Raw genomic sequence first — 25,674 nt, 5'->3', positions numbered from 1 at the left:
CTGATGCTAACGCTAGATCTTGGTCAACTGGTTTACACTAGCTTCCCTGATCAGGGCTTTCAGACTCTCAGTAGTGCTGATGTCCCGGAGGAAGTGAAGCAAGTTTTTTTAACCCAGGTGGTTTATAAATATTGGAATTCTTATGCGCCGCCTCAGCCAGGGTATCGAGCGGCTTATCTTGCTCAAATCTCTCCTGAGTTAACCTTATTTGGCTGGATGTATAACCAAGGGGATGATGATTTAGGCCGAAGTCACATCCCCTACTTTATTGCCTATTGTTTATCAGGGGTCCTGGATAATCCCCTCTTGGATACAATCTATGCCTGCTTGGAGAGAGGTCCTGTGACGTTTATTGAACGTCATAGGGTTTCGTCTGATCTCCATAGGGTAGTCATTGACCAGATAGATGATTTGCAGCCGACATTGCCCGGCGTGATGATTCCGTCTGGTACCCGGGCACGATGTCGTTTGCTACTCAACAAAGGTAAACTACTCAATTTCTCGGTGGCTATTCCCGGCGAGTCGGAGTTGGCGAATGGCAAGGAGAATGATCCTCAAATGCCGCAAGAAACATCAGCTGATGCCCTCGTACCAGACGTGGATAATCAGCCCCTTTTGTCTTCTCTAGAGCGTTTGCTAGAGTCTCCGAGAATTACCTTAGACTCGATGACTCGGGTACCCACGACTAAGAATGCCCTGTTGATTGGGGTCAGTCATTGTGAGCATGGATTTGAACCATTGCCAGGGGTTCAGCAGGATATTGCGGTTATGAAGCAAGTCCTAGAGAACCCCAAAATCGCTGCCTTTGATGAGGTCCAAACCCTACTGAACCCCAATCCCCAGATTTTGGCAGAATCCCTAGAAAGCTTTTGCCAAGATCGAGATATTGATGATTTGCTCGTAGTCTATTTTTCTGGTCATGGGGTGGTGCTGGATGATCATGGCCGGTTTGGGTTAACCACTAGTATGAGCCGCACCAACTCAAAAGGTAAAGTGGTGCGGTCAACCCTTGTTTCAGCCGATCTGCTCCAAGATATTTTGAATGATAGTAAGGCAGAACGACAGGTTGTAGTTCTAGATTGCTGCTATCGACAAACTGACACCTCTGCTAATAATCCCCATCTAGGGGGGGTGAATCTCCCTCAATATTTAGGGGGGTTGGGGCGGACGATTATGACCTCAGCGACTCAGGCTCGCCATGCATTTGTGCATAAGGGGGCTGATCTATCCCTTTACACATTTTACTTAGTGGAAGGGTTAAGAACCGGGGCTGCAGATCAAAATTGTGACGGCAGTATTTCGGTGGAGGAATGGTATGCCTATGGGAAGCGAAAGGTCAAACAAGAGATTCCAGCGATTGAACCGCAAATTTATAATGTCAAGGCGGTGCAGAATTTAGCTTTGGCTCAAGCTGCCATCGATGAACCCCAATTTGTCTATCGCCGTCAGTTCGAATTCTATGCGGGTCGTGGTGAGGTATCGCCGGTCAATCGGGTGATTTTGGATAATCTCCAGTCCAGCCTTGATCTGGATATAGAGATGGCCAAGATAATTGAGGCGGAGGTGAGTAAACCGGGTAAAGCCTATCAGACTAAACTGCAAGAATATGCCATGGCCTTTGTGGAGGCTGTGCGCCAAGAATATCCGGTCAGTGATTATTTACAGGATCAGTTTCGGCAGTTTCAAGCCACCTTAGGGTTAACGGATGCAGATACGATTCCGGTTGAATCAGCGATTATTCGTCAGGTTCAGGTGATCCAATTTCCTGGTCAAGCCCCTGAACCGCCGAGACGAGCGGTACCTAGTACAACCTGGTCAAATCAAACGGTGATTCAGCCGCTCCATCAGGCTTTGGGGGTTGGGCAACAGACCCTGAAGACCTCAGCTCAGCGCCTGACTTCTCTGGGGCAAAATCTGTCTATGACCGTGAGTCAGTCTGTACGGAATGCTCGATATCGGGTGAACCTGTCTTCCGTGTCTTGGCGTCAGGTGCAGTCGGTGCCCAAGCGGGTATGGTGGTTTGCGGGGGCGGGTGCGATCGCACTTCTGCTACTAATGTCTGTTCTGCGTCAACAACAAGAGGCGCAACAGCGGCAGAAAGAGGCACAGCAGATGGAGTTTTGGCAATCCCTGGCCCAGCAGAAACGCTATGACAACTGTATTGCCCAGACTCAAAATATTCCCAAAGATTCTCGACTCTATCCCTCTGCTCAGAAACTATTTTCCCAATGCCAAGCGGGTATCAACTGGAAGAATGCTCAATTAAAAACCTTGTCGAATGCCCCGAAACAGGCGATTTGGTCCGTTGCCCTCAGCCCAGATGGCAAGACCTTGATTGGCAGTGGTGACCAAAACGATATTAAGTTGTGGAACTTAGGGAAAGGCCAGCTCATCCGTACTCTGTCAGATCACAAAGATCAGGTTTGGACGATTGCCCTAGGCCCCAAAGGCAAAATCTTAGCCAGTGCTAGTGGGGATTGCACGATTAAACTCTGGGATGTACCAACCGGGAAGCTGCTGAGAACCTTTGCGGCCCATCCGATGACTGTATGGTCTGTAGCCATCAGCCCTGACGGTACATTGCTGGTCAGTGGGAGTGAAGATCGAACCCTAAAAGTGTGGAATATCAAAACGGGCAAGCTCGTCCGCACCCTCAAGGGCCATTCAGGACAAGTGCGATCCGTGGCTATTAGTTCGAATGGTCAAATGATTGCCAGTGCCAGCAGCGATAAGACGGTGAAGTTATGGGAGCTGAAGACGGGCAAACTCCTTCGGACATTTAAGGGACATACGGGTCGGGTGATTTCCATTGCCTTTGGACCTTCCAGCCAGCGGTTAGCCAGTGCCAGTCAGGATAAGACCGTGAAGCTCTGGGATCTGAAATCTGGAAAATTAAATCGAACCATTCAGGAACATACCAAGCCGGTGACCGCGGTGACCTTTAGTCCCGATGGGAATACATTGGCAACAGGGAGTTTAGATCGGACGGTTAAACTCTGGAATCTTTCTACGGGGGCCTTGCGTCATACCCTTACAGGTTACCAAGGTGATATTTATTCCTTGGCTTTTGCCGCTGATGGTCAGTCTTTGGTCAGTAGCAGTAAAAATAGTGCCATTAAAGTCTGGAGTCGGGATTAGCCCGTGAGTGAATTTTTTGGGGTAAGGGGCATAATTGGGTTGGAATGGGGTGAAAGATTGAGAATTAATCGGTAGGATAGAGCCAATCTTCGAGTGTTTGGTGCTGAAACCTTTGTTGAAAACGAAACCTTAGGGGAAGAATGCAGATGAAATCTAAAGTATTAATGCCGCTTCTGTTGTTGGCTGTACTGGGAGTTCCTGTTCGTGTGATGGCCCATGCCCTGGAGACGAACTATGTCTTAGAAGAAGTGAATAAGGTTCAGTTTACGGCTGTATTTAGTACAGGTGAACCCCATAAAAAGGCCAAAGTCAAAATCTATTCCCCTGACAATTTGACTGAGCCAGTGATGGAGACCGAAACGGATGAAAATGGCCAGTTTACCTTTGATACCAGCGAAAAAATGCCGGGAGAATGGGAAGTTAGCATTGGCGAATCGGGTCATCAAGATATTTTGACGGTGCCAGTGACCCCGAAGGGAATCAATATAAACGAGATTAGCGAAGTCCCTCAGCACCAGTCTCCTCAAATTCCCCTTGTGGCAATAGTTCTCTCTGGCGGGATGGGATCGGCGGCTGTGCTATCTCGCAAACTCAGGTCAATCAAGTAATAGCTGCTTTTGTGAGGGGAATTTCTCTTGCAGTAGCAGCAACTAGCATCAGTCCATTCTCTTAATTTAAGAGAATTAGCTATTAGAAAGCCCACCCATTAAAAAGGTGGGCTTTCTGCTGTCTTTCCATACAAAGCTGAAGGCACAATAAAATCTGAATCGGTATGGCTTCAATTGGGACGCTAGGATCAAGGCCAATGTGCTGTAATGAAGTATCAACTTTCGGCTAACCATTCTCTTATTCGGTTTTAATCTCCCCTATGAAAAAAGCGTTTGTCCTTGATACGAATGTACTGCTGCATGATCCAAATGCCATCTTTCGCTTTGAGGATAACGACGTAGTCTTGCCGATTACGATTATCGAAGAACTCGATCGGTTCAAAAAGCAGCCCCAAGAGACCGGGCGGAATGCCCGTCAGGTGTCGCGAACCTTGGATGATCTGAGGGCGCAGGGGCAGCTGACAAAAGGGATTGAACTGCCAAAGGGTGGAACAATACGGGTTGCTTTGTGCGATCGCATCACCCTTAACGAGCTTCCCCCAGAACTAGAAGGGGACCAAGCCGATAACGCAATTCTGGCCGTGGCCTTGGAACTGAAAAATCAGTGCCAATGTCCCGTGGCTTTAGTGAGCAAAGATACCAATCTCCGCATTAAAGCGGATGTATTGGGATTGGCTGCAGAGGATTACTCCACGGATAAAGTTGATTTTGAAGGGCTCTATACTGGCATGACTTCAGTCATGGTAGGGAGCGATACGATTAGTCAACTCTTCCAATCGGGACAGACCACCCTGGCCGAAAAAACATGGCCCAATCAGGCGGTTACTTTAGTGGATAGCCTCAAGCCTTCCCATACAGCCTTAGCTTTAGCTGGAGATCATACGGGCGAAGTCATGCCGTTGCCCAAATTTCCCCATAACGGCATTTCTAGAATTCGGGCGCGGAATCGCGAACAAAAATTCGCCTTTGAATTACTCATGCGAGACGATATTGCTTTAGTCACCTTGGTCGGGAAAGCGGGAACCGGCAAAACGTTGATTGCGATCGCAGCAGGATTACATAAAGTTGCGGATGAGAAGAACTACAGTCGTTTGTTAATAGCCCGTCCTGTGGTTCCCATGGGACGAGATTTGGGGTATTTACCGGGAGATATTGACGAAAAACTCACCCCTTGGATGCAGCCCCTCTATGACAATTTTGATCTGATTTTTGGGACTCAAGAAGCGGCAGGGCAACCTCAGCATTGGCGGCGGGGACATGAAGAGTTAATGGACCAAGGGCTCCTCCAAATAGAACCCCTCACCTATATTCGCGGACGGACCATTCCCAAACAATTTTTGATTGTGGATGAAGCCCAAAACCTTACTCCCCATGAAGTTAAGACCATTCTGACTCGTGCTGGGGAAGATACCAAAGTGGTGCTCACTGGAGACCCTGAGCAAATCGATAACCCCTATGTGGATGCGGCCAGTAATGGGTTGACTTATGTAGTAGAGCGATTTAAATCTGAGTCCATTGCCGGCCATATCACCCTATACCAAGGTGAACGGTCAGATTTAGCTGAAAGAGCAGCCGCTTTACTGTAGAAAAGTGAGAGGCTGTTTGAGAAGTTTTAGTGCTCCTGCGCTAGCCTTCGAACCATGAGTCGAATCATCGCCACATATGCGAGCGCTTCAGCTGTTCTGGTCAGCACCTCATAATCTTTATTAAGACGTCGAGACCACAACAACCATCCAAACGTCCGTTCTACAATCCATCGTTTGGAAACAACCTGAAACCCCGCAAGATTATCTGAGCGTTTGACTACTTCCAAGACATATTGAAAACGGTCCATTACCCACTTCATCAAAGCTTGTCCTTGATAGCCAGCATCGGCCCATATGCGAACTAGACGGGACAAACTCGCACCTTGGCGTCGAGCTTTCCAAAACAGTATTTTGGCCCCTCGTTGGTCAGAGATATTGGCAGCAGTGACCATCACCATCAAAACCAGCCCTAAAGTATCAACGAGCACATGACGTTTACGACCTTTGACCATTTTCCCACCATCAAACCCAATCGAGTGACACCGAGGATTGCCGACTTTAACCGATTGAGCATCGCAGATGGCGGCACTGGGACTTGGATGACGGTCTTCACTCACCCGCTCTTGCATGCGCAGATGTTCATTGATGTGGACCCAAGTCCCATCATCGCGCCACCTTCGAAAATAGCTATAGACCGTTGACCAACAGGGAAAATCATGGGGTAGTTGTCTCCACTGACAACCCGTAACCACAAGATAAAAAATGGCATTGAGAACACTGAGCATATCAGTGGTGCGAGGTCTACCTCCAGGTTTAGCGGCAGGAATCAAAGGCTCAAGTAATTCCCATTGCAGGGTGGTGAGGTCGCTATCATATGCTGTAGGCATTGCTCTCTAGGTCCTGTCCAGTGTTTGTGTATTGACAGATTAGTACCTTGAGAGCTTTACTCACTTCTCAAACAGCCTCTGAACTCCTGGTCCTAAAGTTTCAAGTCAGAGGAATAACTGGGCAAACTGGGAATGGTTCTGTTGTTTGCGGGATCACCCTGATCTTCTTTCTATGCTGACTATTTTGAACTGTTTAGAATAAATAATTTTCGAAAGACAATAATCGATTGTTCTGTTCATGAATAAGGATTATTGAGGGTATTGTTTAGAGGCTAAATAAAAATAGAAATGGCAAATTCAGCGATTCTTTGTGTTGATGATGAATCTGTAGTCCTCAGAAGTCTACGAGACCAAATTAGTAAATATTTTGGTGATCAGCACACCTGTGAAATTGCTGAGAGTGTTGAAGAAGCTTGGGAAGTCATTGATGAACTGAAAGAGGATGATGTTGAAATTCTCCTCATTATTTCAGATTGGTTAATGCCCGGAACCAAAGGAGACGAATTCCTCATTGAGTTACATCAAAAATTTCCTGAAATTGTGACGGTGTTGTTGTCGGGGCAAGCAGATCAATCTGCTGTCGAGCGGATTCATCAGAACATGCAACTTCATGCTTATATTTCGAAGCCATGGAATGAAGAAGATTTGATGGGTGTGATTCAAGCTGGACTGTCTACATTTCAAGAATAGAGAAAGGGATTGATGTTTATTCAAACGCTGCGATCCTTCCCTGGAAAACTCGCTCGTCGCCACAAGCTCAGAACGGTCCTGGTTGTACCTTTTGTATTGCAGGTTTGCGGTGCAGTTGGTCTGGTCGGTTATTTATCATTTCAGAATGGTCAACGATCAATTGAATCCCTGGCTCAGCAGCTGACAGATGAAGTGGAAGTCCATATTGCTGAGCGGACCCAAACCTATTTGGCTGCTCCCCATGCCGTTAACCAGCTTAATCAGAATGCTTTAGAACTCGGGCAGCTGAGCGCCGATAACCTCAACAGTATGGAACGCCATTTTTGGCGACAGATCCAGGTATTTGATCGGATTAGCTATATTCAGTTTGGGACGCCCAAAGGAGAATTTGTCGGGCTGGCAGCGAATGATGATGGTAGTTTTACTTATCAGGTAACGGAGTATTCTGGGGATTTACAAACCTATGCCATTAAACAAAATGGACAGCGGGGGAAAAAATTAGAAACATCTCCTAATTTTGAACCCCAAAAACGTCCTTGGTATTTAATTCCCGAAAAAAAAGATAAGCCGACTTGGACCGATATTTATGCTTGGGTTAACCCTCCGACTTTAGCCATTACCTTAGGGCAACCTTATTATGATCAGTCCGGAACCTTTCAAGGTATCTTAGCAACGGATCTATCGATTGCTCAGTTTAGCGATTTTCTGCAAACCCTCAAGATTGGTAAAACAGGCAAGAGTTTTATCCTGGAGCGCTCAGGATTAATGGTTGCTACTTCTACGGCCGAGGAGCCCTTTACGCCTTCCGAGAAAGGTCCACAGCGTTTACCAGCCCTGGAAAGCAAAGATCCCGTTGTCCGGGCAACCACTCAAACATTATTGGATCGGTTTGGGACTTTGCAGGAGATTTCGGTTCGCCAACAGCTCACCATCGATATTGAGGGCAAGCGTTATTTTCTCCAGGTGAATCCCCTTCGAGATCAGCATGGTTTAGATTGGCTCAGTGTGGTTGTTGTTCCAGAAGCAGACTTTATGGAACAAATTTATGCCAATACCCGCTCAACCATTGGGCTATCGGTTGCTGCGCTGCTATTTGCGATCCTCATTGGGGTGTCTACCGCCCGGTGGGTGACGAATCCCATCTTGAAAATCAACGCTGCTGCTACGGCTATCTCTTCAGGAGATTTGCAGCGAAGTGTTGCTCTCAACCGCTCGGATGAGTTAGGAGAATTAGCACGATCGTTTAATCAAATGGTTCAAGATCTGCGCATCTCCTTGGAAGAACGAAATGTGGTGGTAGAGGCACTCAAAAAGAGTGAACAACAGTTAGCAGAATATAACCGGTCTCTAGAACAGGAGGTTCAACAGCGAACCCAGGAACTGGTTCAATCTGAAAAAATGGTGGCGTTAGGCCAACTCACCGCAGGGGTTGCCCATGAAATCAATACGCCCTTGGGGGCGATTCAAGCTGCCGGAGAAAATATTGCATCTTCTCTAGAGAAGTCCATGCAGCAGCTCCCCAAAATCCTGGATCAATTACAGCCAGAACAAACCGACGCATTTTTTGAGTTATTGGCGATGGCTCAGCAACAGGAGCTGTTAACCTCCCGCGAGGAGCGTAAGCTGAAACGAAGTTTGAAGAAAATCCTGGCAGAGAAAAGCTTAGAGCCTGCCAATGATATGGCTAGTACCCTTAGTAAGATGGGGGTCTCTGCTGATCTTTCGTCGTTTCTACCCATTCTGGAGTTGCCGAACAATACCGAAGTTCTGGATGTTGCCTATGATTTGACGGTCATACATAACAACACTCAGAATATCCGCTTGGCTGTAGGACGGGCAGCCAAAATTGTGTTTGCTCTGAAGAGCTATGCTCGCCAAGATCTGAGTAACGAGAAAGTCAAAGCGTCAGTTACAGACACGGTAGAGACGGTTCTGACCTTGTACCATAACCAGATTAAACACGGTATCGACTTGACTAAAGACTTTGAGGATGTCCCAGATATTCTGTGCTATCCAGAAGAACTGGCTCAGGTGTGGACGAATCTGCTGCACAATGCCATGCAGGCTATGGATTACAAAGGCCACATTCAATTAACCATTGGCCAGGAGCAGCAGGGGATTCTGGTCAGCTTTACGGATTCAGGCAGTGGTATTCCTGAGGATGTGCAAGCCAAGATCTTTGATCCCTTTTTCACGACAAAACCTGCTGGCGAAGGGAGTGGTTTGGGACTAGATATCGTCCGTAAAATTGTCGATAAACACCAAGGGAAGGTCGAATGTCAGAGTCAGCCAGGGCATACTAGGTTTGAGGTCTGGTTACCCCTTGAGGTGAGCTAATCAGTTGAAAATGTGCTTGAATATCAGGTTAATCCTCATTGTATTTGAACGGAATGTGCCCAAAGTGACGACAGCGACAATGGTGGAGCAACGGTGAGCAAAGGCACGATCATTTGCATTGATGATGACCGATTGATTTTGAATACTCTGAGAGATCAATTGCAGCGAATTATCGACGATAGTTATGAAATTGAGGTGGCAGAAAGCGGTGGTGAGGCCCTCGAACTATTTACAGAATTAGAGGCGGATCAAATTCCGATCCCCTTGGTTATTTGTGATCAGAATTTACCGGATATGGGGGGGGATTCTCTTCTCAGTTATTTACAGATTCAGTACCCCAAAACCCGAAAAATTCTGTTAACTGGGGAGGCGAATTTAGATGCGGTCATTAACGCGGTTAATTCTGCCAATTTATATCGTTACATCGCTAAACCTTGGGATGAAACTGATTTAGGTTTAACGGTAAAGGCGGCTTTAAGGAGTCACCTACAAGATGAACAGCTAATTGGCCAGAATAGAACCCTGCGAGCGATGAATGCTCAATTACAGGGGGAAATCGATGAACGTCAGCTCGTACAGCAGAAGCTGCAGGAGAGTGAAACCCGTTTAGAAAGCATTCTCAATTCATTGGATGATGTGGTGTGGTCAGCAGCCGTTGAAGAGTTTCAACTGTTGTATTTGAACCCAGCAGCAGAAGCGGTTCATGGCTATCCGGTGTCGTCATTCCTCAGTAATCCTGATTTATGGCTAGAGGTGGTTCATCCTGCGGATCGTCATCAAATGATCCATTTCTTTGATCAATTGCTCGTTGCCGGTTCCCTTAATATTGAATATCGAATATTGCGGCCCGATGGAGAAATTAGGTGGCTGAAAAATCGAGGCCATGTGATCACGGGTGATCAAGGACGTCCCCACCGCCTAGATGGAATTATTTACGATATTACGGAGCAAAAACGGGCTCAAGCTCAATTAATCCACGATGCCTTTCATGATGAATTAACGGGACTACCAAACCGTAATTTGATGATGGAGCGCATTTCTCAGTCCTTGAAGCGCCAGCATCGCACGTCCGATTATCAATTTGCGCTGCTGTTTATTGATCTGGACCGATTTAAGATTATCAACGACAGTTTGGGACATATTGTCGGTGACCAATTGCTAGTTGCGATCGCACATCTGTTAGAAAACTGTGTGCGCACCTCTGATACCGTGGCCCGTCTTGGGGGAGATGAATTTACCATTCTCCTGGATGGTATTCAAGGCATAGAGGATGCGATCCATGTGGCAGAACGCATCCTGGAAACCTTAAAATCGCCCTTTCAGGTGGGAGAACATAGTGTCTTTACGGGATCCAGTATCGGAATCGCTTACAACTCGGTGCAGTATGACGATCCAACCTTATTATTGCGGGATGCAGATATTGCCATGTATCGTGCTAAATCCTTAGGGAAAGGTTGTTTTGTAGTATTCAGCCCAGAGATGCATGCCCAGACCCTTAGCCTGCTCAAACTTGAACGAGATCTGCGGTCTGCGGTTGATCGACAAGAATTTGTGCTGTATTACCAGCCGATCATTGACCTGCAGTCAGGAGACCTTACGGATGTTGAGGTCTTGGTTAGGTGGCAACATCCGGATCGGGGATTAGTGATGCCATCGGAATTTATCCCCTTAGCAGAAGAGACGGGGCTAATCGTAGAAATTGGTCAGTGGGTACTTCAGGAAGCCTGCCAGACTCTACGAGATTATCAACAACAGTTTGCCTCTGCAACGGAGTTGAAATTTAGCGTCAATTTATCCAGTGAACAACTGCAAGATCCTAACTTTATCCAAACTGTGGATCGGGTTTTATCTCAGTCCGGGTTAGACGGACGATATTTAAAGCTTGAACTCACTGAAAGTATGCTGATGTCCCATGAAGAGAAGCATATAAAGACGCTGCAGCAACTGCGCGATCGCAGCATAACCATCAGCCTGGATGACTTTGGGACGGGGTATTCGTCTTTGAGCTACCTTTACCGATTTCCCTTAGATACCCTCAAGATTGATCAATCTTTTGTGAGTCGGATGATCTCCGAACCGAAAGATGCTGAGATTGTGAATACCATTATTTCTCTGGCCCGCACCTTAAATATGGATGTAATTGCCGAAGGAATTGAAACAGAAGAAGAAGTTTTACACTTAAAGAAATTGGGTTGCGAACGGGGACAAGGATATTGGTTCTCTCCACCCATGAGTCAGGAGAAGTTAGAAGAACATCTTCAGGCTGGACCTCAATGGTTTGTTCAACAACAGCCCATGAACCCTAATTTTTCCTTTCTAGCACCATCTACGTCGCCCATTGTGGATGTGCAGAATTAAATTCCTGTAAAGACTTTCTCCACTCTGGGGGACCTAAAGAGAGAATAAGAATTTAAGAGCGAGAGATGGGCAAGGAATAGAGGTAATCCCGCATTTTGATAGCCAAGGCATGTAGGACGAACAGCCATGACGGGCTTATCCCAGCGAACAAGAGAGCAAGGTTCCAGACTTAAAGGTCTAGAGTTTTTATCGGCATTGATCGTAGTGGCTGGAGGGATCACGACCTGTGTGACCCAAAACATGGTGTTGGCTGCAGCCCCTCTAAGTGTGGCCGTTGCCCTCAATTTGCATAATCGGCGTCAGATGGATCGTCTGACTGAATACTATGCAGGATTAAGACGGAATACGATTCAAATCGCCTTACGGCAGGACCTACAGGTGATTCAGGCTTATGTGTCCCTACATCAACGAAATAACACCGAGTCTGAGTTAGCTCAATTTCATCAGTCTATTGATGCTTTGTTAGATGAAATTAAGCGTCTGGAAGCCCGACAGAAGGGTGGGGTAGATGCGAAAAAATTACCGATCTTCCTGGATCAGATTGAAGGCTTAAAAGAGCAAGTCCAAAATTGCGGACAGACGCTAATGGCCCTAATGCAAGACTTACAGGAAATCAGCACCCCTACAGCTAGGTTGGCAGCTATGTCAGCTCTGAAAACGACCCTACAACGCTACCAAAATACTCCGCGCTCGATAGATCAAAACCCAAAAGTAGCAGAACTGGTTCGAGATTGGTGTGGGGAGGTGCAGTCTTTACAGGCTCAGCTAGACACTCTTACTTCCTCTATGAACCAGAAAAATTCGTCTGATCTCGCAACCTCGCAGGGAGAGAGTTTAAGTTGCCTTTATGAACAAAGTTCATCTTTAGATCATCGGTTGGTATCTATCCAAAAGGTGTTATCAGAACAATTGCTCCCCTTCAATACGGATCAACAGAACCTGCAGCGTTCTCTCCATCAGCTGCAGGAGGAGATGGCAAGGTTGCATCCCGATCTCAATAGCGTGAAGTCGTCAACATCCGATACGGCCCTTTCTCCGATTCAGATTGAAGAACAAATCGTGGTGGCACTAACCCCCTTGCAAGTTCAGTATGTGTCCCTTGTCAATGACCTGGAGCTGCTTGAGGTAGATATGCAAGGGCTTGTGTACCAAGCTCGCCAGTTACGGCACATCCAGCGGCAATTATTAGCCATTCATCAACAGATGCAGTGGATCACCCAAATTGATGGAGATTGATGTTTGAGCCAAGTATGAAGAAAATCCTGGCGCTATCTTGATCCCCAAAAAGGCTGACTGATACTGGAAAAACAGAAATTTCAAAACCGGTACCGTTTGTTTATGAACCTTAGCCCGCCTCATCCGGTTGAATCTCCCAGTTCCTACTCCTTCCGCCTCAAGGACATCATCCTGGGGGCGCAAATGCTGTTTATCGCCTTTGGGGCGTTGGTCTTAGTTCCTATCCTGGCAGGCTTAGATCCGAATGTGGCTTTATTCACGGCGGGAGTGGGAACGCTGGTCTTTCAACTGATTACTAAAGGCAAAGTCCCTGTTTTTTTGGCTTCTTCCTTTGCCTTTATTGCGCCGATTACCGCTGGTATCCAACAATTTGGTTTGGCTGCAACGATGTCCGGGTTGGTCGCGGCTGGATTCTTGTACATGCTTTTAAGTATGTTGGTGCTGTGGCGGGGGCCAGACTCAATTTTGAAAGTGTTACCACCGATCGTGACGGGGCCTGTGATCATGGTGATTGGCCTATCTTTGGCCCCCATCGCGATTCAAATGGCGTCTGAGGCAGGCTCTAGTTATGGCGTGGGGACGGCACAGTTCCTAGCTGCTTTGGCCTTAACCACAACGATTGTGGCGGCCCTGTTGGCCCGAGGAACGTTTCAATTAGTCCCGATTTTGATGGGGATTAGTGTGGGATATGTCGGTGCCTTACTGTTGGGGATTGTGGATTTTTCCCCTGTTGTGGCAGCGCCTTGGCTAATGCGGCCTCAATTTACTTTACCGACCCTGCATTGGCCTGCGATCGCATTCTTTGTGCCCGTTGCTATTGCCCCGGCCATTGAGCATATCGGCGATATCCTCGTGATCAGTTCCATCACTGGCAACCCTTTATTGCGTGATCCAGGACTGCATCGCACTCTCTTAGGCGATGGTGTGGCCACTTCAATTGCAGCATTGTTGGGAGGCCCTCCCAATACCACCTACTCAGAAGTTACGGGTGCAGTTGCCCTGACCCGGGCATTTAATCCTGGCATTATGACCTGGGCTGCCCTCATTGCCATTATGCTGTCCTTCTCCGGTAAATTAGGAGCTTTATTAAGGACCATTCCCCCACCCGTTATGGGAGGGGTGTTGGTGGTGCTGTTCGGCACCATTGTCGTAGTGGGAATTAACAGTTTGGTTCAGTCTGGGAGTAACCTGCTGCAGTCCCGCAACATGATTATTGTGGGGGTGATTCTAGTGTTAGGAGCGGGGAATATGAGCCTAACCATAGGCCAGTTCTCCTTGGAAGGTATTGGGCTGTCCAGCCTAATGGGAGTGTTGTTAAATAGCGTTCTCCCGAACCCTAGTCCGGGGGAATAGGGGCTATTATTTAACGGTCGTTTTGGGATCAACTCGGACCGGAATCTCCGCAGTTTTAGAATCTTTGGTACCCAACATCCGAAGCTCTAGAGACGACCATAGATGTCCCAGGGTGGGAAGCTGCTCTCTTTGGTTAACGAAATAAATACTGACGAGGGTGAGGCAGACGCCCAGGGTTTGGATCGGGCTGAGAACTTCTGCCAAAAACAGATTGCCAAAGATCAGGGCAAAGACTGGCGTTAAAAATGTTAAGGAACTGAGGCTGGTTAAGTTACCCTTAGACGCGAAATAGAAAAAGAGGCCATAGGCAACTGCACTGCCAAAAACGGCAGCATAGCCAATAGAGAGCCAATCAATTTGGGTTAGATGGACCCATTGCTCAGATTCCCAAAGTCCAGACCCTATAAACAGGGGAAGTCCCCCAATGACCATATGCCAACCGGTGGCACTGATGGGGTCGGCGTAACGGCACACTTGGCGGATCATCACGGTCCCCACTGCCATTGACAGGGCCGCTAGCAGCATCAGAAACTCCCCACTTTGAGTGAGCTGATTTAGGTATTGCCAATTAAAAACCTGCTGCCAATCTTGTTGCAGCCATTCCCCAGACCCCAACTGTAAAATCCATTCATCAGGCAACCCAATACAGCTAATCCCGCTCACGCCAATGCCTAATCCCAACCATCCCCACAGCCCAATTCGCTCCCCATATAGGACCAGCGCCAGTAAGGCCACCACGAGGGGCTGTGAATCGATCATCACAGAACCAAGCCCTGCAGAGGTATGGGAGAGCCCTAATGCAAGAAAACCTTGGAATAGGGTGACATCGACTAGGGCAAATAGCAATATCCATAGCCAGGCTCGCCATCCCTTGGGCTGAGACTTACCCAAGAGTAGAGCGACTCCGATAACCAGAAGCCCAGCGGGGGCAATGCGCAAGCCCCCCATAAAGAGGGGAGTGGTGTGAGCCAAAACCCCCTTCATGGCAACCATCGCGGTTCCCCATAGGAAGAAGGGGGCGATCAAGGTCAGACGATTGGGAATGCGTTGAGAGTGAGGCAGACTAAATTGCATAATGACCCGTAGCAAGGATTGAAAAGAGAAATTGGCTTTATTTAAGCTGGTCTCAAAGCACAACGGATGAAAGAAAGTCACAAACGTCCCAGGTTTAGTAAATCTAGTCTGAGAAATTTAAACTTTCTGTAACCTTTGTTTCGATTATAAGACCGATGCTTCGGTGTTCACAATTTAGTGGGGCGGTTATCCGATGTGAGCATTGTAGAGATGACCAAGCTACAATACAGGCTTTGGGAACCTTAAGGGTGATTGAATGGGCGGCGTGCTTTCACAATGGGCTGGTCCTGGAGTGTTACGCTTGGGTCGATCATTTTTTAATCCATTCCCAGATTGATAGTGTTGAAAACAGTCAGTAATAAATATTGCCCATGATTTGGCCGTTTAAAGGTGCCCGCAAACAAATAGCCCGTTTGGAGATCAAAGGTGCGATCGCAGGCGCAACCCGAAAGCATGTCTTGGAAGCCCTCAAAACGATTGAAGAGAAAGGCTATCCAGTGCTTCTCCTCCGTATCGATAGTCCAGGAGGAACGGTCGTTGACTCCCATGAAATTTACAGTGCTCTGATCAAATTGCGAGAAAAAATCAAGATTGTTGCCAGCTTTGGCAATATTTCGGCTTCTGGTGGGGTCTATATTGGCATGGGGGCTGAACATATCATGGCTAACCCAGGTACCATCACCGGCAGTATTGGCGTGATCCTTCGAGGGAATAATCTGGAACGTCTATTAGATAAGGTGGGGGTTTCCTTTAAGGTCATCAAGTCTGGTCCCTACAAAGACATTCTCGCCTTTGATCGAGAGTTAACTGAACCGGAGCGTCAAATCCTCCAAGATCTGATTGACAGCAGCTATTCTCAGTTTGTGGAGATTGTGGCAGAAGGTCGAAACCTAGAAGTAGACGCCGTTAAGCAATTTGCTGATGGGCGTGTCTTCACGGGACAACAAGCGCTTGAACTTGGCCTAGTGGATCGATTAGGAACAGAAGAAGATGCCCGGTGCTGGGCGGCTGAACTAGCAGGCCTAGATCCTGAGAAGGCCAAATGCAACACAATAGAAGAACATAAATCCTTTTGGAGTAAGCTGCTACCCGGTAGCCGCCAATCTTCCTGGTCTGTACCTCCCCAAGTTGCGGATTGGGTGAATTTTGAGATAGCAACGAATGGCTTACCCTTGTGGCTCTATCGACCTTAAATATCATGCTTCTCAAGGGTTTAGAGCTAAATTGACATTGCATCCAATTTAGCTTTAATGAGCCTTACATGATTCAATAAACAGTTAGTATGGAAAATCGCAGATTTTCTGTGATGTGGGTCAATTCCCTTAAGATGTCAAGTTTGCTAACATGGCGCAGGTTTTCGCAAATCCTGAGGCATGATTTAGCTATGGAGGATAATTCTGTGTCATGGAAAGTGAGGGCAATCCGCGGGGCAACGACAGCAACTGAGAATTCCGTAGCCGCAATACGGGAAGCCGTGAATGAGCTCATGTTGGCCATTGAGTCAGAGAATTCTCTGGATGTGAATGAAATTATTAGCGTAACGTTTTCCGTGACTCGGGATTTAGATGCCATTTTTCCTGCAGCAATCGCTCGCCAGCGTCCCAACTGGGATACAGTCCCTCTCCTAGATGTGCAGCAGATGCATGTATCAAGTGATCTGGAATATTGTATCCGCTGTTTGATCCATTTTAATACTGCAGATCCGAACCAGGCGATCCATCATATATATCAAAGAGGGGCCAGGCATTTACGCCCAGATTGGGGCTTTATCAAAGCAAGAGTTTCCACTTCCTCATCGTTGTAATCCTAGCGCGTCCATTTGGACAATTCACATATAAATAGGTGGGCTAATGGCAGAATCTCATCCCGTAGTCAAAGACTTTATGACCCCTGATCCTATTACTATCTCTCCCACGGACTCAATAGAGAGAGTGATCAAGCTCATAGAGGATCATCGAATCAGTGGAATGCCGGTGGTGGATGCCTCGAATCATGTTGTTGGCATTATCTCAGAAGGCGATTTGCTCGTTAGAGAATCCCCCATGCAACCTCCTTTGTATATGACATTGCTAGGGAGCGTCATATACTTTGAGTCTCCGAAGCAATTCCATCAGCATATGCAAAAGGCGTTGGGTATGTTGGTTCAGGACGTTATGACGAGCCAACCGATTACCACTAAGCCAGATATCCCCTTAACGTCTGCAGCCAACTTGATGTTGTCTAAAAAGATCAACCGTTTACCAGTGGTTGATAACGACCAATATTTGATAGGCATCATTACACGGCATGATTTAGTGCGCGCATTAAAGCCTGCCGTAACCTATGAATCACTTCCTGATTGATATGGGCCTTTGATCAACCACCGCAGCCTTCAATAGTGATTTCAATCATAGTGCCTGTCTAGGGGACGCGCCTGTTAAGGTCCAAAACCGCCCCAGGAATTAAAGTTGTGCGCCGACTGACTGGCCCTCAATACCGACTGAGAGAACAGTTGAAACGCCTTACGAATCTCATTTTGAGAATTGCCGGGCGTCAAGATCCATTGATCACGCACCCCCATCTCTCGAAACACTCGTTTAAAGTCCGTCTGTCCATCATTGATGCCCATCGCCGCAATAATATGGTCTTCCGTTCTTAGCATATCCTCGACCACCCCCTTGACTTCGCGTACCGAGCGCCGAGAATGGGCATCCGCCCCATCCGTAATAATCAGCGACACCGTCCGTGCCGGCACTCCATTATCGATAAAAGCTTGGGCCTTCGCCAGCACCGTAGCGAGTAACACCAGGGTTTGGTCATAGAGCGGCGTACCTAGATTCGGATCATAATTGTGTTGATCCATCCGAAGCGCTTGGTCAACAGGACAGTAGGGATAAAGCACTGCCCCATTGAGATAGCGGTTGTGAACCAGAATCTGATCTTGTTGCGGGGACATAGCCAAGGTATCCAGCACCATATTATGCCCCGCTCGGACCACCGCCCCATTGCCCGCAAACCGAATCGACCCCGAATCATCCGGCATAATCGTCACCAGCACCACCTCACTGGCCATCACATCATCCACCGGTGTTCCCAGTCCCGCCTGGATTTGCGCCCCAATATCGACAACATTGAGAGCCTGCATCGATGCATTAGAGAGTACCCCATCCGCTTGGGCAGATTGGAATAACGTATTTAAATTGGGAACTTGAGACATCCCATCCTCCTTGAATAAACCAAAACATTGAAAAAAAAGACAAACGTATCCTGTGAAGCGATCACAATCGCTCCCAAACCTCAAAAGAGGCCAAGTGGATTAAAAAAAGATTATTTACGCATTATTGAGAAATGCTAGCAGCCCATCCTTACACCTTATGCACACAGTTGATCCTGACCCTTCTGCCTAAAGATGGATTCCAGGCCAAGTTGAGATCGCCTCCGTAGACTGCACCACATGCATCCCCGCTTGCTGGAACCGGAGGAACGCTTCATTCGCCTGCTCGGTAAAATCGACCACCCCTGGCACCACCACCGGCGAAGAACAATCTTCTAGTAAGTAGATTTTCTGGGCCAGACTCGGGTCATGGGCTTGAATTTCCGTCAGCAAGTCGTCAATGGTCCAGGCCACACAGTGACTCTTGGCTTGCCCTGCAATAATCACCGCATCAAAATCCAGCAGCTTTTGGATAAATCGGGTATTCTTTTGGGCAATGGGCCGCCCCTTGGGATCATCGAGAACCTCCGGTCGGAGTACCGAGTAATTCTCCGTCAGCGGATTACCCCCCTTAATTTCAAAATGGGTCTGACTATGGCGGGCCAGATTATGGAAAAAACAGGCCTCCTCCACCGCCGCCACTAGGGCGTGACCAATGCCTCCCAACATGGAGTGATAGGGCCAAATTGTCAGGGGATATTTGCCCTCTTGGGAAAGACTTTGAACATAATGGCGGGCAAAATTCTGCAGCGCCATATAATTGCCCAGACTATAGGCCATAGCCGGATTTACCTTCCAGGCCCCCTGCTCCACCTCCGCCAGAGGAATCATCGTGAGTGGTGCGGGGGACTCACCGCGATCATTCACCCAGAAATCAGCATGGAAGATCTGCATCGCTGTATGGGTATCCATCGTCGGTGCAATTTCCGTAATCGTCCCTAAATTGCGGTAGATAAACTCGCAGAGTCGGCGATTATCCTCCACCGCCCCCATCCCGGATGGTCCCCCCACAAACAGCTCAAACTCGGGAATACAAAACGTATTTTGGACATCAATGGCCATCAGGCAGACGCGCGTTTTATCCTTCGCTGCTGGCTGTATCCCCTGTTGGTTAGCCCAGTCCTGGGCCTGTTGGGCTCGTTCCTGGTAAGGAACCCGCCACACCTCTCCCACCCGCTGAGGGTCAAAAAAATCAGGAATCGGTAATTGCGTCAACATCATCTCAAACACTCCTATAACTGCAATAACTGAATCGTTTGGGACCCGACCGTATAGAGTCCCTGGGGGGCCGCCAACAACTGACAGCCCGTCTGTACAAAGGGCTCCGTTTCCGGGAATCGTCGCTGTACGATCACCTGCCCCTGCTCCACCTGCGCCCGGATAATGCCCTCATCCGTGGCCACGAACAGCGCCTCTTCCACCGCCCAGTGGGGACAAGGGCCGGATGCCGTTGCGGCCCATTCCCCTACCTCCGCCTGCGCTAGTACCTGACCCGTCGGCGCAATCACCCAACAGCGTTGTTGCAGCACCCCTTGGGCCTGCAGGGTGACAAAGAGCCACCCGAAGGACTGACTAAACGTACAGTGGGCCGCCACCACTGTCCCCGCTTCCATAGACAAAGACAGCCGATCGTTGATGCCTGAACGATCAGCATCGAAGACAAAGGCTCCGTTCAATTGTCCAGCTCGATAAAAGCCCAGACCAAACCGAGGCCCCACCCAAAATTGAGTTTGTCCGATCAATACTTCCCCCATTACGGCATGGTCTCGCATCAACTGTCCCTGGTTGAACCAATAACTATGCCGATCGTTGACCGCAAACTGGGGGCGACCTTGATAGCTATCCACCGCAATGCGCTCCGTGGTTGGCAATTCCACCACTTGACCCTGCTGGACAATCCAGGTGGTTTGACCCTGGAGATGCCAGTCAAACTCAGGACTGAGATCACCCGTGAGCACCACCGTTCCGTCTTCTCGCTTAAACTGTCCTTCCTCCCAGACCAGCCACTGTAGCTGCCCCGCCGTTAACGTCGCCGCCAAAATCACTCCATTCGTTTGCAGCACCGTTGTCACCTGAACCGCACCTGGCGGCATCGGGATCCCCACAGATTTCACACAGCTTGGACAAGCAGAGCGAGCATGCTCCACCCCACAGGACGGACAGGTATGCCAGCGCAAATTTTCCAATAGAGATCGCGGAAACTCCCCCCGCCAATCCTGCTCAAACACCTGGCGAAAATGATCCAGCAAGGGTTTCGGCAAGTGATCGCAAGGTAAAGCTGGCTTGGGATAGCGCACCTGCGGATGAAACACCGTCACCCGATGTAGTGGTCGCGCCGCCTGTGGTAATCGCTGAGCCGGATCAGAGGGTTTATAAACCCCTCCATAGGGATCAACAAACAGCAGTGCCTGCATCAACATCACCGTAAAGGCGTACCAATCCGATTCCCAGCAATAGGGGCGACATAATATCGGTTGTGTCCCTTGCGGATCGCACAGCAGTGGATCGACAAACCGGGCTGTAAAGACCGAACAGGGAAACGAACCAAACTGGAATGAATCGGCATCAATCACAAATGCCTGGGTGCCCTGGACCAAAATATTGAGGTCGTTAAAATCCCCAATTACCACATCTGCAAAATGCAGCTTGGAGACGGTCTCGTGTAGATCTAAAAACAGGTCAACTACCGCCTGAGTATCAACCGCCTGCTGGAATTTGCGATGGTCTCCGACCTGCCTTCTGCAATGGTCCTTGACCCGCCTGCGGCGATCGCAATACCGTAACAGCACCTCTGCATGGGTGAGCAGTGGCATCGTATAGCCCAAAATGCGCTGTCCATTTTGATTCATCACCAACGCTTGGGGGGAAATGACACGCTCAGGCAAAGACTGGGGGAACTGCCGTAGCTTTTGCTGATGCAGTGCCAACCGTTCCCGTGCACCCTGCTGAGCCTCAACCATGCCCTCAAAATCTGGATGACTGGGCGGTTTAAACAGCTTCACCGCCGTTGTTCGATTGAGACGATACACATCCGCTTCTCCCCCCTTACCAATGGCTTGCTGAGGCCGCAGACGAACTCGTTTTTGATTGATATAAACGTCCATAAAAATTGAGAAAGTAGGTTCCCGTATCGCAATACCAGTTGACGATACGAATTGATGTTTTATGGTATTGCTTTTAATCCTTATTGGAGAAAGAGGTTGGCGTACATTCAGCTAATACACCTAAAAGCAAGGTGTATCGCGATACGTCTTTAATGCACCTATTAAATCTGGTAAGTTGCCATAAATGCCTCTACCACCTGCTGCAAATCAGCATCTAATCGCGCCCAGGTCTCCTGGGCAATCTGTTTTGGCACTCCACCATAGAATCCTTGGGCAATACCGCCCGCAATACAGGCTTGGGTATCGCTATCGCCTCCCAGAGATACGGCATTGCGAATGGCATCCTCAAAATCTGTCGACTCTAGGAACGCCGTAATCGCCTGGGGCACTGACCCCTGGCAGGAACTATCAAATTGATACTGGGGCCGAATTTCTTCCAGGCTCAAACGCAAGTCATAGCCAAAGGTGGTTTCGATATAGGTTTTTATCTCCGCTTTAGATCGTCCCTGCCGCCCTAGGTAAATCGCTGCCGCCGTTGCCTGGGCCCCTTTAATCCCTTCTGGACGATTATGAGTAACGGCTGCACTCTGCTCCGCCTCCTGCAATACCGTTTCTAAATCATCAAAGGCGAACCCAACGGCACTGACCCGCATGGCCGAACCATTTCCCCAACTGTGATACGCCTCCATACTGTCTGATGCTCCCCACTCCCGAAAAGTCTTGCCATAGCCAGCTTTGGGATAACGCCGATAATAGTCCTTGATGGTATGGGCATATGCTTTCTGATGGAGAATGGCATCAGCAACTGCAATGGTCAGCACCGTATCATCTGTAAATTTTGATTTTTTACTAAATAGGTCAAACTCTTTCCGTTTAATTCGTCGCCAATGGGGCTCAAATACCGACCCAATGATGTCACCTGCAATTGCACCTAGCATCGCTACCTCCTTCTTTTGTCCCTTTGCGTCTAATACTGATTAACGTAGTGTCGTCTGGTAATAACCCGGGTATCTTCCGCACCTGCCGGGTATGCCAATCTGGCTGTATTACCTCTCGATTAATTTGAGCGAGCCGTCGTCGCACCTGATCAGGGTTCTGGAAATAGCGATCGCAACACCAAAACTGATTCAGTGGTCCTACCAGCTCTGACTTCCCAGGGAGATAATCTTCTGCTACATTAACTAAATCCCCCACTCCATCGCTCCCAATCAGCACAGACTGCACCTGTTCTGTGGGGTGTTGAGCATAAATCTGGAGTTGAAACGGATCGAGGCCCTTCTCGGTGTTCCATAGCAAGCTGTAGGCCAGATAGGGCGGGGCATTGTTAGTAAATGGGCCAATCTGATGGAACTCCTCATTGATGGCAAATACCCCATCCCCTAGGCCAAAAATCCAGGTTGTTTCTGGGGTCACTAAACACCCCATCAGAGTGAATAACCAGTAATCCACCAGCCTCTGCGAATCTGCTCCTAGCCGCTCCTGTAAAGTCTGCATCCCTCCTAATAGGTGCTTCCTCAACATCTGCCAAAACAGCTCGTCTTCCGGTTGCTCCTCTGCTACGAGTTGGGCAAGAGCATGCACCGTTAACTGAGCCCCAAGCTGCGCGCCAACTTCACTTTTAGGTCGACTTCCGCACCCATCGCATACCACCGCAATGGTTGCTTGACCTAGCGTCAGACTTGCCCAAGCATCTTGATTATTCTGACTCACTCGTCGATGGTTCTGGCCCAAAATAGACCCGGCCGCGACTTCAAAATGCTGTTGCATTGCTCTATAGTGTAAAAACGACACTAACTTGAATAAAACCATCATAGTGTCGTTTTTACACGATGTCAAGATTGCCCCTATCCTATGCCCTATACCTATGATTATCCGCGCCCTGGTCTTACCGTTGACTGCGTGGTGTTTGGCCTAGACGAACAGATCGATCTCAAAGTCCTACTGATTCAGCGCCAGATTCCCCCTTTCCAGCATCAGTGGGCATTACCCGGAGGCTTTGTGCAGATGGATGAATCTTTAGAAGACGCGGCTCGCCGGGAGCTGCGAGAAGAAACGGGGGTTCAGGGTATTTTCCTAGAGCAGCTCTATACCTTTGGCGATTTGGGTCGAGATCCGCGCGATCGCATCATCTCCGTTGCCTACTACGCTCTAATCAACCTCATCGAATATCCTTTACAAGCCTCTACTGATGCTGAAGACGCAGCCTGGTACTCCATTGAGAATTTGCCATCTCTAGCTTTTGATCATGCTCAAATCTTGAAACAGGCCATCCGGCGATTGCAGGGCAAAGTTCGCTACGAACCGATTGGCTTCGAACTACTGCCGCAAAAATTTACACTCACCCAAATTCAGCAGCTTTACGAAACAGTTCTTGGCCATCCTCTAGATAAACGGAACTTTCGTAAGAAATTGCTAAAAATGGATCTCTTAATTCCCCTTGATGAGCAACAAACTGGAGTTGCTCATCGTGCTGCCAGACTCTATCAGTTCGACCAAAGCAAATACGAGCTATTGAAACAACAGGGATTTAACTTCGAGGTTTGAGATTAAAGCTTTTGAAAAGTAGGGCTGTGTAGCAGCCGATATATCTTGCAGTGCGATATCCGCAAATACTTCCCCTCCATCGATCTAGACATCCTCAAAAATATCCTGCACAAGAAGATTCGTTGTCCCTCAACCCTTTGGTTGATCGATAAAATTATCGACAACAGCAATGAACAAGACCCTTCCATTGAATATTTTCCTGGAGGCACCCTGCTAACCCCACTGACTCGCAAACGAGGGTTGCTCATCGGTAACCTAACCAGCCAATTCTTTGCCAACGTCTATCTCAATAGCTTTGATCATTACGTTAAAGAGAACCTGCGTTGTTCAAAGTATTTACGCTACGTAGATGACCTCGCCTTATTCTCAGATGAATGGCAATATCTCCAACACTGCCGCACCTCCATTGAAAACTACTTAGCGACCTTACGCCTCAAGATCCATCCCGTAAAAAGTCAGCAATTTGAAACTCAACAAGGAGCCAACTTCGTCGGCTTCTGAGTGCTGCATGACCGCATCCGAGTCAGAAACGACAACCTCCGCCGAGGTCGTCAACGAATCAAAAACCTGCAACAAGCCTATGGAACCTATCAATGTGACCCTCAAGATCTTATTCAGTGCTTACAGAGTTGGGCAGCCCACCTTAAACATGGTGATACCTACCAACTGAGACGACGAATCTTTGATGACACCTGATTTAAGCGACATCCAGAGATTGCGTATCCAGCTTGCGATCGTTAATTTAGGCCATTGACATTCACGAACCACCCCTAAAACTCCTTATGGTCAAAGCGGGACAGACATCCAAAACACGGCGGGTCTTGGAACAACAATCCGAGGAACTGTCGGTCTGCCACGCGCAACCACAACAATCCCGACAACACGAACAACAACATCGGTTTTCGTATTGTGCTCGCGTCCCGATGACTCCCGTGCCCTTTGTTCTTCTTGCCCTCGGCATATTTGCCATGGTGGTGTTGCCCGATTGATGTAGTCACCAATAGACTACTGGGAATCTCGAATTTATAGGTATGAAATTAATTTAATAGGTGTACTATCTCGACCTTGAATTGAGCTGGAACATTTCGATAGAGACTGTTTTAGTCAATGAGCTTGCCTAGATATTGATGCTTACAGCTTGAGCATAGAACAATATGCAGTTGTTTTAGATGATGTATTTAATAGGTGTAAAGAGCGCGATCTCTATTCTGATGCTTGTATCGAGGGACATTATTCTTTTGAATATTGAGCCAGCTCTACAGAGTCCGAATAGGTTTAAGTCTTTGCCTGTATTCCCTTATGCCAACCCAGAAGCTAATAATGGTACATCTTGTTCTACTCAATATTCCTATGTCGATATTGTCGGAATGGTATGGCTAATTGTACACCTAATATATAATTTCACACCTAAAATAAATTTCATAGAAACGACTTAATTTTAGGTGCATTAATTTATGGCAATCCTATGCAAGTTTGTATTTTAAAAGGGAGATGAATTGCTTCTAAAATATAAAGTTTTCTCAGTAGAGATCTATTGTGCATATTTTATTGAGGATAAATATAGGATATAGACTTGAAAGTCATTCATAGAAAGAGTTTCAGGTGGAATACCTGTAAGTATTTATT

Annotated in this window: 19 protein-coding genes and 2 pseudogenes; 14 read left to right on the top strand and 7 right to left on the bottom strand. The window is 48.0% G+C overall.

From position 1 onward, the window contains the following. Positions 1-3 precede the first annotated feature (3 nt). From AM1_RS00120 to AM1_RS00110, 3 genes are all read left to right on the top strand, one after another. Positions 4-3,138, top strand: a complete 3,135-nt coding sequence (locus AM1_RS00120; protein WP_012160733.1) for a WD40 domain-containing protein — start codon at positions 4-6, stop codon at positions 3,136-3,138. A gap of 146 nt (positions 3,139-3,284) precedes the next feature. Then, a complete protein-coding gene (locus tag AM1_RS00115) occupies positions 3,285-3,746 on the top strand; it encodes a hypothetical protein (RefSeq protein ID WP_012160732.1) in 462 nt (153 codons plus the stop codon). Between the two features lie 260 nt (positions 3,747-4,006). Then, complete coding sequence (locus AM1_RS00110) at positions 4,007-5,332, top strand: PhoH family protein (RefSeq protein WP_012160731.1); 1,326 nt, start codon at positions 4,007-4,009, stop codon at positions 5,330-5,332. Between the two features lie 26 nt (positions 5,333-5,358). Here AM1_RS00110 and AM1_RS00105 read toward each other — a convergent pair whose 3' ends face one another. After that, entirely contained in the window at positions 5,359-6,159 is an 801-nt protein-coding gene (locus tag AM1_RS00105) for an IS5-like element ISAcma5 family transposase (protein ID WP_012160730.1), read from the bottom strand. Positions 6,160-6,447: 288 nt separating this feature from the next. Here AM1_RS00105 and AM1_RS00100 point away from each other — a divergent pair, with 288 nt between their 5' ends. The 5 genes from AM1_RS00100 (at position 6,448) to AM1_RS00080 (ending at position 14,133) form a co-directional block, all read left to right on the top strand. Further along, positions 6,448-6,849 carry a response regulator gene (locus tag AM1_RS00100; protein ID WP_012160729.1) on the top strand — a complete coding sequence of 134 codons (402 nt, stop codon included), beginning with the start codon at positions 6,448-6,450 and terminating at the stop codon, positions 6,847-6,849. 12 nt (positions 6,850-6,861) lie between these two features. Beyond that, positions 6,862-9,186 carry an ATP-binding protein gene (locus AM1_RS00095; RefSeq protein WP_012160728.1) on the top strand — a complete coding sequence of 775 codons (2,325 nt, stop codon included), beginning with the start codon at positions 6,862-6,864 and terminating at the stop codon, positions 9,184-9,186. A 93-nt stretch (positions 9,187-9,279) separates the two neighbouring features. Then, positions 9,280-11,544: a GGDEF/EAL domain-containing response regulator gene (locus AM1_RS00090; protein WP_012160727.1), complete on the top strand. Its 2,265-nt coding sequence runs from the start codon at positions 9,280-9,282 to the stop codon at positions 11,542-11,544. A gap of 126 nt (positions 11,545-11,670) precedes the next feature. Then, positions 11,671-12,780: a hypothetical protein gene (locus AM1_RS00085; RefSeq protein ID WP_012160726.1), complete on the top strand. Its 1,110-nt coding sequence runs from the start codon at positions 11,671-11,673 to the stop codon at positions 12,778-12,780. Between the two features lie 102 nt (positions 12,781-12,882). After that, positions 12,883-14,133 carry a uracil-xanthine permease family protein gene (locus AM1_RS00080; RefSeq protein WP_012160725.1) on the top strand — a complete coding sequence of 417 codons (1,251 nt, stop codon included), beginning with the start codon at positions 12,883-12,885 and terminating at the stop codon, positions 14,131-14,133. A gap of 6 nt (positions 14,134-14,139) precedes the next feature. Here AM1_RS00080 and AM1_RS00075 read toward each other — a convergent pair whose 3' ends face one another. Then, the gene (locus AM1_RS00075) at positions 14,140-15,207 is read right to left on the bottom strand and encodes a DMT family transporter (RefSeq protein WP_041660677.1); all 1,068 of its coding nucleotides are present in this window, start codon (positions 15,205-15,207) and stop codon (positions 14,140-14,142) included. A 371-nt stretch (positions 15,208-15,578) separates the two neighbouring features. On the opposite strand from AM1_RS00075, the gene sppA reads away from it, so the two are divergent. The 3 genes from sppA (at position 15,579) to AM1_RS00060 (ending at position 17,549) form a co-directional block, all read left to right on the top strand. After that, entirely contained in the window at positions 15,579-16,400 is an 822-nt protein-coding gene (sppA, locus tag AM1_RS00070) for a signal peptide peptidase SppA (RefSeq protein WP_012160722.1), read from the top strand. Between the two features lie 191 nt (positions 16,401-16,591). Further along, positions 16,592-17,011 (top strand): chorismate mutase, encoded by a 420-nt coding sequence (gene aroH, locus AM1_RS00065; RefSeq protein ID WP_012160721.1) that lies wholly within the window; start codon positions 16,592-16,594, stop codon positions 17,009-17,011. Between the two features lie 46 nt (positions 17,012-17,057). After that, entirely contained in the window at positions 17,058-17,549 is a 492-nt protein-coding gene (locus AM1_RS00060; RefSeq protein WP_012160720.1) for a CBS domain-containing protein, read from the top strand. Positions 17,550-17,623: 74 nt separating this feature from the next. On the opposite strand, the gene AM1_RS00055 is transcribed toward AM1_RS00060, so the two are convergent. The 5 genes from AM1_RS00055 to AM1_RS00035 all read right to left on the bottom strand — a co-directional run bounded on the left by AM1_RS00055 (position 17,624) and on the right by AM1_RS00035 (position 23,271). After that, complete coding sequence (locus AM1_RS00055) at positions 17,624-18,403, bottom strand: hypothetical protein (RefSeq protein ID WP_012160719.1); 780 nt, start codon at positions 18,401-18,403, stop codon at positions 17,624-17,626. 186 nt (positions 18,404-18,589) lie between these two features. Continuing rightward, entirely contained in the window at positions 18,590-19,618 is a 1,029-nt protein-coding gene (locus AM1_RS00050; protein WP_012160718.1) for an isochorismatase, read from the bottom strand. Between the two features lie 14 nt (positions 19,619-19,632). Next, on the bottom strand, positions 19,633-21,504 hold the full coding sequence (locus tag AM1_RS00045) for a hypothetical protein (protein ID WP_012160717.1): 1,872 nt from the start codon (positions 21,502-21,504) through the stop codon (positions 19,633-19,635). A 161-nt stretch (positions 21,505-21,665) separates the two neighbouring features. Then, positions 21,666-22,442 carry an ADP-ribosylglycohydrolase family protein gene (locus tag AM1_RS00040; RefSeq protein WP_012160716.1) on the bottom strand — a complete coding sequence of 259 codons (777 nt, stop codon included), beginning with the start codon at positions 22,440-22,442 and terminating at the stop codon, positions 21,666-21,668. After that, positions 22,420-23,271 carry a protein phosphatase 2C domain-containing protein gene (locus tag AM1_RS00035; RefSeq protein WP_012160715.1) on the bottom strand — a complete coding sequence of 284 codons (852 nt, stop codon included), beginning with the start codon at positions 23,269-23,271 and terminating at the stop codon, positions 22,420-22,422. The genes AM1_RS00040 and AM1_RS00035 overlap by 23 nt, the downstream gene beginning before the upstream one ends. Before the next feature lie 84 nt (positions 23,272-23,355). Between AM1_RS00035 and AM1_RS00030 the strand changes: the two genes are divergently transcribed. The 3 genes and pseudogenes from AM1_RS00030 to AM1_RS44345 all read left to right on the top strand — a co-directional run. Continuing rightward, the gene (locus tag AM1_RS00030) at positions 23,356-24,048 is read left to right on the top strand and encodes an NUDIX hydrolase (RefSeq protein WP_012160714.1); all 693 of its coding nucleotides are present in this window, start codon (positions 23,356-23,358) and stop codon (positions 24,046-24,048) included. A 30-nt stretch (positions 24,049-24,078) separates the two neighbouring features. Then, positions 24,079-24,744 (top strand): annotated as a pseudogene (locus AM1_RS39525) (RNA-directed DNA polymerase); the annotation flags it as partial. A gap of 114 nt (positions 24,745-24,858) precedes the next feature. Beyond that, positions 24,859-24,975: pseudogene (locus AM1_RS44345) on the top strand (SUMF1/EgtB/PvdO family nonheme iron enzyme); the annotation flags it as partial. Positions 24,976-25,674: the final 699 nt, after the last annotated feature.

Source organism: Acaryochloris marina MBIC11017 (assembly GCF_000018105.1).
Lineage (GTDB): Bacteria > Cyanobacteriota > Cyanobacteriia > Thermosynechococcales > Thermosynechococcaceae > Acaryochloris > Acaryochloris marina.
The sequence above is the reverse complement of the archived record's forward strand: the minus strand, read 5'-3'. Positions and strand labels throughout refer to the sequence as shown.